Source organism: candidate division WOR-3 bacterium, from assembly GCA_039801365.1.
In the GTDB taxonomy this organism is placed as follows: domain Bacteria; phylum Hydrothermota; class Tepidihabitantia; order Tepidihabitantales; family Tepidihabitantaceae; genus JBDRUN01.
This window is the reverse complement of record JBDRUN010000095.1, coordinates 1-9,436: the sequence shown is the minus strand read 5'-3', so window position 1 is coordinate 9,436 and position 9,436 is coordinate 1. Positions and strand designations below refer to the sequence as shown.

Below are 9,436 nucleotides of genomic sequence, written 5' to 3'. Positions count from 1 at the left end.
CTCACTGCCCTTTTCCGAGGTGCTGGCCAACGCGGGCAAGGGACTGGCGTTGCTTGCGCGGAGCTTTCTTTACATACTTGTACCGGTCGTACTCTACGGCGTGGTCTGTCTGTTTCGCGAGCGACGCGGACTGTGTCTGGGCCTGGTGGCGAGTGCAGTTCTGTGTTTTCTCTATGCGGTCAACTACAGTATTCCCGACATCGAAGCCTATTACCTGCCTTGCCTAGTTGCGCTAGCGGTATTCTTCGGAATCGGTCTGCAAGCCGTGCTCGGCCGGCTTGGACGATGGCGGCACGTCGGATGGGTGGCAGGTGTCGCGGCTCTGGTCTTAGGCTATCCGGTTTCCAGCCGCCGGGACTTTTTTGTTAGCCGTGACCAGGCGTTGAATACGCTCGCCTCGGCGGACTCAAACGCCATTATCTTGACCGACTGGTGGGACGTGTACTCGCCGGTGTTCTATCTCCAGCACATCGAAGGTCTGAGGCCGGATGTGTGCATCATTGACAAGGAGCTGGTCCGAAGGTCATGGTATTTCAAGTATCTTGAGAGGGTTTATCCGTGGCTGCTTGAGGACTCGCGGCCCGAGCTTGACACCTATCTTCGGTTTTTGAACGAGTTCGAGCATGGTCGGCTCAAGGACCCGGAAGGAATCCAGCGTGCCTTTATCCGCGTGCTCGAAAGTTTCGTGGAACGAAACCCGGACCGGCCCGCATATGCTACATTCAGTCCCGGTTCAGGCCTTGACGCGGGGCAGATGTTTCAAGACCGGGTGTGGGTTCCGGTCGGACTACTGTACGAACTGCGAACCGACACGGTCGTCCCGGCGTTCGACTATTCGCAGTTTACGGTTCGGGTTCCGAGAAGACCGGATGCGCGAACCAGGGCGAATCTATACCGGTACCAGATGTTCTGTCGAGACCGGGTGCAGACACTAATCAAAACTGGACGCCGAGCTGAGGCTGAACAGGTTGCACAGTGGTACAGGTTGGTGCTAGAATCGCCAAAGTAGAACGACATGGCTCGGAACGCCAACAGGGGGGTCTCGCAAGAACGTACGAGGCCAAGAATCAGAAGGCAGCTCAAGGAACTGGTATCGCTCGGAGTGGTCCTGGCCGGGCTTGTCATCTCACGCATTCTCTACTTCGCACTTGGGGTGAGGTTCGACTCAAGTTCCTTACCCTGGTTCTGGCAGTACATTGACCCTCACCTACTCCGCACCGCGTTCGGCCAGAGCATCCTACATCTACACAGCCAGCCGCCGCTGTTCAACATATTTCTGGGCATCGTCGTCAACCTGTTTCCGGGACAAGAGTCGCTAGTCTTTGCGGCAGCCTATCTGGCACTCGGCGTCCTGCTTTCCATCGGGCTGAATCTTGCCTTGACCGGAGTCGGTGTGTCTAGGTGGCTTTCGGCCGCACTCACGCTTCTGTTCGTCGCCAGTCCAGCGTGCGTCTTGTATGAAAATTGGCTATTCTATACGTACCCGGTCTGCGTTCTGCTCGTATGGTCGGTCGTCTTCCTTGAGCGATTTCTGACCCGATCCCGAATTCGCGACGCATTCGGCCTCTTCTCTCTGCTGGCGTGCACAAGCTTGACATGGAACATGTTCCACCTAGTCTGGCTCGTCCTCTGCCTGGCCGTGCTTGTTCTTGCCCGGCCCAAACTCTGGAAAGGCACTCTTGCTGGCGCAATGATTCCACTTGTCCTGGTGCTCGGCTGGTACGCGAAAAACCTCGTGCTGTTCCGCGAGTTTACTGCCAGTACCTGGGCTGGGATGAACCTCGCCAAGATGACGAACGCGATGCTGACCCAGCAGGAACGCCGACGTCTCTACGAGGAAAACGTCATCTCCGACCTATCGCTCGTACCACCGTTCTCAGACCTGGAGCACTACGACCGATTTATCACCATGCCAGAAAGTACTGGCATACCGGTACTGGACCAAAGGCTCAAGCCGAGTGGAGTTCCGAATTACAACAACATCGCGTACATTGAAATCAGCCGTCAACTGCTGGCAGATAACCTCGCTATTCTCAGAACCAGACCCAGCGCCTATCTCCGCGGGCTGGCTGATTCCTACCTGAACTTCTTCCTGCCGTCAGACGCGTACATGTTCCTTGCGTCCAACCGTGAGAAGATACTCAGGCTCGTCATGCTCTGGAGTACGTTAGTCAATGGTCGCTTCGCGTTCAAGCTCAGGCCGGACCTTCGGCGGACCGACCCCTGGGCATACTACACGTGCGCGTTCGTCAACACTGGCCTGTGGCTTATCGCCGCGTACCTGGCCGCATTCGTACTTGGAGTTGTCCTGCTCTGGCGCCGTAGGTTCAGAGACTCAACCGGGCTATGTCTCGTGTTTGTCTGGGTTGCTGCGTTTGCCGCCGCACTCATTGGCAACCACACCGAGGTCGGCGAGAACAACCGGTTTCGGTTCGTGCTCGACCCGCTCGTGCTTGTGCTGGTCGGCTGGATGATTCAGGCCGGCTTGGTGCGGCTCAGGAGGCCGCAGACCCAGCCGGCTAGCTTGAAGCGTTGACATTGCGGAACGCAGGTCTATTCTGTACCGGTCACGATGTCCGTGCTCGAGACTTTGGACGCACGGGCCTTCGGGCGTGGCGTACTGCTTGATGTGAATGGCTTTCGCTGACAGATAGGAGTTGCCAGTGAAAGAAAATCATGCTTACAAGCCAGTCAAGGCCCCAACCGGCACCAGGCTTTCCTGTAAAGGCTGGCATCAGGAGGCGGCCCTGCGGATGCTCCAGAACAATCTTGATGAGTCGGTTGCCGAGAATCCGAGGGAACTGATTGTCTATGGGGGGACCGGCCGGGCTGCCCGTAACTGGGATTGCTACGCGGCAATCGTCCGCACACTCAAGACACTGGAGGACGACGAGACCCTGCTTGTTCAGTCCGGCAAGCCGGTCGCAGTGTTCCAGACCTGGCCCGCGGCCCCGCGCGTGCTCATCGCTAATTCCAACATCGTTCCGCACTGGGCGACCAAATCCTATTTCGATGAATTGGAGCAGGCTGGGCTCATGATGTACGGCCAGATGACGGCCGGCTCTTGGATTTACATTGGCACTCAGGGCATCCTGCAGGGAACCCATGAGACGTTCGTGGCTGCAGGCCGCAAGTCGTTCGGCACTTCAGACCTTTCCGGCCGGTTGGTTGTCTCAGGCGGGTTGGGCGGGATGTCCGGAGCTCAACCTCTAGCCGCGACCATGGCGGGGGCCACCTATCTTGGTGCCGAGGTTGACCCTACCCGCATCAGGAAGCGCCTGGCCTCGAAGAAGCCGCGTTTTCTCGATGAGCGCATTGACGACCTTGACAAGGCGATTGACAAAGCCCTGGCGTTGAAGGAGAAGAAACAGGCCTACTCCGTCTGCTGGTATGGCAACATTGTGAACCTGCTCCGTCGGCTTGTGGAGCGCGGAGTCACCCCTGACATTCTGACCGACCAGACATCGGCGCACGACGAACTGCACGGCTACGTGCCGACCGGAATGAGCTTTGAGCAGGCGCTGGACTTGCGCCGTGACCACCCGGACGAATACCGCCGCAGGTCTTACCAGACCATGGCTGAACATGTGCGGCTGATGCTCACGCTTCAGGGCCGGGGCGCGACCACTTTCGATTACGGCAATAACTTGCGCGGCAAGGCAATTGAAGGAGGTTTTCTCAAAGAGGACGAAATCCGTTCGCCTGGCCGGGCCGGTTCGTGGAAGTACCCGGGTTTTGTTCCGGCCTACATCCGACCGTTGTTCTGTCAGGGGAAAGGGCCGTTCCGCTGGGTCGCGCTTTCCGGCGACCCCAGAGATATCCTCGAGACCGACCGGATAGTCGTCGAGCTGTTCCCGGACAATACGGCGCTGGCTAACTGGATAACCAAGGCTGAGGTGCAGATACCGTTCCAGGGCCTGCCGGCCCGCATCTGCTGGCTTGGATTCGGCGAACGGGAAAAGGCTGGGCTGGCATTCAACAAGGCGGTGCGCGAAGGGCGGTTAAGAGCGCCCATTGTTATTGGCCGGGACCATTTGGACTGCGGCTCGGTTGCTTCGCCCAACCGGGAAACCGAAGCAATGAAGGATGGCTCAGACGCAGTCGCGGACTGGCCGCTGCTGAACGCCATGCTCAACGTTGCGTCCGGTGCGTCCTGGGTCTCGATTCACTCCGGCGGCGGAGTCGGCATCGGGTATTCGGTCCACGCCGGCCAAGTAATCGTGTGCGACGGTACGCCAGCAATGGATAAACGTCTGTGCCGTGTGTTGACCAATGACCCTGGGCTCGGCATTGCCCGCCATGCTGATGCCGGGTACGAAGATGCAATTGCTCTGGCCCGGGCCTGCAGAATCAATCTGCCGATGGTCGGGTGATGTTCTAGTGCGGAGTGGCTGGGGTCTATTGGCGCAATAGCGCCTGGGCCAAGGCAAGACTCCAGCATAGGCAGGTCAAGACGACAGTGGGCCATTCTGCAAGCGGACGGCGGCAGCTGAATCTGACTCGGCGGGGGGCGTAGTCTTTATTCGTAAGCTCTAGAGCAGGGTTCAAGCTGAATCTGGTCGGAGTTTCCGAGGTTGCTGGGGACTCTAAGCGCTGGTTTCCGGACGCGGGCTCAAGACCTCTGACCAATTGTCTTTCCTCGGCGTAGGCAATCAGCCAATACTCAAGAATAAACCCGACAATGATAGTGATTCCGACTAGCACCGCGGGCCAAAGCGCAACGAGCATACCGGATACGAGAAAGAAATTGCCTGCGTACAGTGGGTGACCGGCTGGCGACTTCGGCCCGAGCTTGAAAAGCCGGTAAGGTCCGTCCTGCACAATCCGGCTCTGCCGACTTCTTCCAGAGGAAGTAAGGGCGGAGGCGGTATTCCGGTTGCGATCACCACCGATTTCAGCGGCCCTCGCCTGGATGCCGATATAGCCCATGGCCCAGCACCTCAGGGCCAGACCGGCTAGAATAGGAGCCAAGCCTGCAAGACAAGTTGCTATTGTCCCCCGACTTGTGCTGAACGCGAGTGCGAACCCAATGAACCCGATGACTGGGCGCCAACGGAAAAGGGATCTTCCGGTCTGCTCCAGCATGCTCTGGGCTGGCACGACGGGAATTTACCGCTGGTCAGCGTCTGGTCAAGCCCACCGGCATTGGTAACTGGACGTCGGACATCTGGAATGCGACGATTGTGAAGTGTAGCACATCCCGTGATGCTGCGACACAGGCGTGCTACACTTCCAATGAGTTTCAGGGAGAAGTCTCATCCATTTCCATCCAGACCCAGATTTCTTGACGGCCGGGCGGTCAACGATATACTCGACCTAGGTGGACCAGAGCTCATGCGGTGGCTTTCAGTTCGGTCTTCTCGGCGGCTGAGCCGGGTAAGAACTACGGTCTGGACCTGGCTCAAACAGTCGCTCCTATTTCTCTACGGCTTATGCATAAGGGTGAAGGTTGTCGGCCGAGTCGCAGTTCCGCTGCGCCGTGGATTCATTGTCGTGGCCAATCATCTGAACGGTGCAGATTCAGTTGTGTTGCAGATCGCACTGCGCACGAGACTTTTCTTCGCCGCCTCATCGCGGTGGTTCAGAGGTCCCTTCTCCCGGTTTATTATGCGCCACATCTGCGACGCCTTTCCGGTCGAAACCGGACTTCCGTTCGAGAGCATCTCCGGCGTGCGCAGTTGTCTTGAGACACTACGGGCCGGGGGCAGCGTCGGCGTATATCCGGAGGGTGGGTTCAACCTGAGTGGTCGAGTCACGGACATCAAGGATGGTGCGGCATATCTTGCGGCCCGGACCGGTGCGCCAGTGCTACCGGTGTACATCAGGAATCTGCGGTATGCAGGCCGAGTCGACCAGACGACAATCTGGACCGAGTGCTGGACCGGTTTTCTTTCTGTTGCGGAGAATCTGTTCAACACCCGCATTGAGATACTGGTCGGTGAGCCGATTCAACCAGCACGTCTGTCGCAGACCAGCGAAGAACTCAGGGCCGAAATTGATCGTATAAACGCACAGATTAGACAAGAGTTCGAAGAACTAGCTCAGGGCATGCCGGCTTGACTTGGGTCCAGAACCAAACTAGCATTGCCTGGATGTCCTTACCTGAGGAGGTATGATGCTTTGCAGAATAGGGTTTGTACTGTTGATGATCGTTGCCGGGTCCGCTTCGGGGCGATGGGTAAGTCTGGAGCCGGGCCAGCCTGAGCAAGAGCCGTCGTTTCAGGTCATTAGCTCGAATTCGGTCCGCACTGTTGTTAGTCTGGACTTGGCCGGCGTGTTCGTTGAGGACGTTGAGGTCGACGGCCGGACGTTTCAGATACTCACGCTTGGCATGGAGGCAGGTGCCGGGACTTGGGAACAGGGTTTGCCGTATCTACCAGCAGTAGCCCGGTTCATCCAGATTCCCGCAGACCGGGACCCGAGTGTCCGGGTGCTTGTGCAGGACGAAGTGCTGCTCACAGGATACAACGTCTACCCGGTTCAGCCGCCGTTGCCTGAAGAAGAAACACCGGTTGCGTTCGTAATTGACAAGAAACGGTACCAGACCGACGAGTTCTACCCCGCAGTTCCATGGGAGACAAGTGAGCCGATGATTATGCGGGACCTGCGGCTGGTTCAGCTTGTACTGAAGCCGGCCAGGTTCAACCCGGTTTCAGGTGAGCTGCGCGTGTGCCGCAGGCTAGTGCTAGAGCTCGCGTACGACCGGCCGGGTAGTGTGAACATCAAGACCAGACCGGACCTGACCGTCTCACGGACTTTTGAGCCGTTGTATCGCCGGCTGGTTTCGAACTACGATTTCAGGCCGCCCCAGCGACCTGAGGATGGCAGTTATCTTATTATTACGCACGACGACTTTGCAAGTGCAGTTCAGCCATTTGCCGAATGGAAGCGGCGCAAAGGCTGGCGCACCAGGGTCGTGACCACAAGCCAGGTCGGCGGTAGTGATTCGGCGCATGTGTACTCCTACATCTACAATGCGTACCACAACTGGCCGTTACCGCCGGACTATGTGCTGCTCGTAGGCGACGCGCCTAGCCATATCGCCTGCTGTCACCAGACTTCAGGGTATGCGGCCTCAGACCTGCCTTACTCGTGTCTGGAAGGTTCGGACATACTGGCTGACGTGATGATCGGCCGGGTTTCGGTACAGACGTTGACCGAGGCCCAGACTGCGCTCAACAAGCTTTACCGGTCAGAAAAGGAGCCGTACACCGAGAACGCCGGATGGTTCGGCAAAGTGTGCGCACTGGCCGCTTATGAGAGTTCACCCCGGTTCTGGAGCGTGGTCATCAGAATCCGGAATTATGTCATGGGCAGACCGTTTGTGCAGTTCGACACTCTGTTCCAGCGCTGGGGTTTGAATACCGCGCAGGGTCTGACCGACTCCTTGAACCTTGGTCGGTCGTGGATGCTGTACCGAGGCCATGGTCTGAAGACTGGTTGGGCGAATGTCAGTCCGTCGTGGGAGAACAGTAACGTGCTGGCACTGGCCAACGGCCGGATGACGCCGATTGTCATCGGCCCGACCTGCGATGCCGGAGACTTCGACTACACGTCTGACTGCCATGCCGAGGCGTGGCTTAAGGCTGGTTCACCGGATTCTCCGAAGGGCGGGACCGGATATTTCGGCGCGTCTGAGCCGAGCTATTCCGGGTACAACGATACCCTGGCTCTGGGCTGCTTCATGAGCTACGTTGACAGTACACTGTTCACGTTTGGCCAGTGCACCCAGTTTGGCAAACTCCTGATGCTTCAGGCCTATCCCTTGCCAGACCCGACCTCAATCAAGGAAGTGTGGATGTTTAACAACATCGGTGAGCCGGAGCTGAACTTGTGGTCCGCAACACCGAAGCAACTTGCGGTCAGCCATCCGGCGACGGTGCTAATTGGCAGCTTCCCGTTTCCGGTCACGGTCACCCACCAGGGTTCGCCGGTAAGTAATGCCCTAGTGTGCGTCATGTCCAAGAGCGATACGCTGACTTACCATGTTGGCTATACTAATGCCCAAGGTCAGATTCAGTTCACACTGAATACCACTTCGCCAGGTGATACGATTCTTGTAACCGTAACCGGCAGAAACCTGCGTCCCTATCTTGGCAGTGCACTGGTGATCGCGCCCAACATGGCCTACATTACTTACCTCGGGCACGTGGTCAATGACTCGACTGGCGGGAACGGTGACGGTATTGTGAATCCGGGCGAGACAATCAGATTGCCAGTATGGGTGAAGAACTGGGGTAGCCAGGCTGCAGATGGGGTCCAGGGACGTGTACGTATCGCCGACCCGTATGTAACTCTTCTTGACTCGATGGAAAGTTTTGGTCGAATCGAGCCGGGCGACTCCGCAAAGTGCATGCCGGGATTCCAGTTCTCAGTAGCACCCGGATGTACCAATGGTTACGCACTTAGATTTACGCTTGTTTGTCGGGACGTGAATGACTCAACATGGAACTCGAACTTCTCAATCCCGATTGGAGCGCCAAGGCTCTGGTTTGTGTCCAAACAGGTACGGGATGAAGGTTCGGCCCGGCCAAATGGCAAACTTGACCCGGGTGAGACCGCAGAGCTTGAGGTTACGATCAAGAACACCGGTCTTGGCCACGGATACAATGTCCGTGGAGTTCTGCGTTCGGGCGATGCAAGGCTCGCGGTACCGGACAGCACAGGGACTTATGGCACGGTGATGGTTGACAGCACCAAGACAAATACCACTGACCGGTTCACTCTGACTGCGGCCGGTTCAATCCCAAAGGGTACACCCATCTCCTGTACGCTTCGGCTGTACGGTGACGGCGGTTATGCCTCGGTTGAGGCGTTTGTGCTTGTGGTCGGTGAGGTATGGCGGGTGGATCCGATTCCGGATGGTCCGCGTCAGCCGCCTTTGTACTGGGCATTTGACGACATGGACACGACCTATGACCAGCGGCCGAGTTATTCCTGGGTTGAGGTCAAAACTACTGGCACCCGATTGAACTTCTCCCACAATGACGCGGTCATTGTTGTCACGTTACCGACCGCGTTCGGGCCAGTGAAGTACTATGGTCAGCGTTACACCCAGATTTCGATTTCAGCGGACGGCTGGATTGTGCCAGGCAGCTATACTACGACCAACTTTACGAATACTGGTCTGCCATCGAGTTCGGCACCGCCGGGTGCGATATGCTTCAACTGGGACGACCTGTATCCAGGGTACGGCAGTACGGGTTATGCGTACTACTACCACGATGCGGCCAACCGCCGGTTCATTGTCGAGTTTGACTCAGCGGCGTACTACGACCAGACGTCGGTGCGGGACAAGTTCGAGGTTATCTTCTACGATACGACGCTGGCTGCGCCGGACGGGAACACGGTGTTTATGTTCCAGTACATGACCGCGAACCGGTACACTTCGAACACGGTTGGCATGCAGGACCAGGGTCAGGCGATAGCGATCCAG

5 protein-coding genes are annotated in these 9,436 nt (G+C 57.5%); all 5 read left to right on the top strand.

What is annotated here, in order from left to right:
- On the top strand, nucleotides 1-1,009 hold a 1,009-nt coding region (locus tag ABIL25_09920; protein MEO0082583.1), incomplete at its 5' end, for a hypothetical protein.
- A gap of 6 nt (nucleotides 1,010-1,015) precedes the next feature.
- On the top strand, nucleotides 1,016-2,536 hold the full coding sequence (locus ABIL25_09915) for a hypothetical protein (GenBank protein MEO0082582.1): 1,521 nt from the start codon (nucleotides 1,016-1,018) through the stop codon (nucleotides 2,534-2,536).
- A gap of 127 nt (nucleotides 2,537-2,663) precedes the next feature.
- Entirely contained in the window at nucleotides 2,664-4,373 is a 1,710-nt protein-coding gene (gene hutU / locus ABIL25_09910) for a urocanate hydratase (protein MEO0082581.1), read from the top strand.
- An 862-nt stretch (nucleotides 4,374-5,235) separates the two neighbouring features.
- The gene (locus ABIL25_09905) at nucleotides 5,236-6,060 is read left to right on the top strand and encodes a lysophospholipid acyltransferase family protein (protein MEO0082580.1); all 825 of its coding nucleotides are present in this window, start codon (nucleotides 5,236-5,238) and stop codon (nucleotides 6,058-6,060) included.
- Between the two features lie 55 nt (nucleotides 6,061-6,115).
- The coding region (locus ABIL25_09900; protein MEO0082579.1) for a C25 family cysteine peptidase at nucleotides 6,116-9,436 on the top strand (3,321 nt) is incomplete at its 3' end.

What these genes read in the sequence shown, in the direction of transcription:
- ABIL25_09915 (MEO0082582.1), top strand. Translation starts at nt 1,016, where the DNA reads ATGGCTCGGAACGCCAACAGGGGGGTCTCGCAAGAACGTACGAGGCCA.
- ABIL25_09905 (MEO0082580.1), top strand. Translation starts at nt 5,236, where the DNA reads ATGAGTTTCAGGGAGAAGTCTCATCCATTTCCATCCAGACCCAGATTT.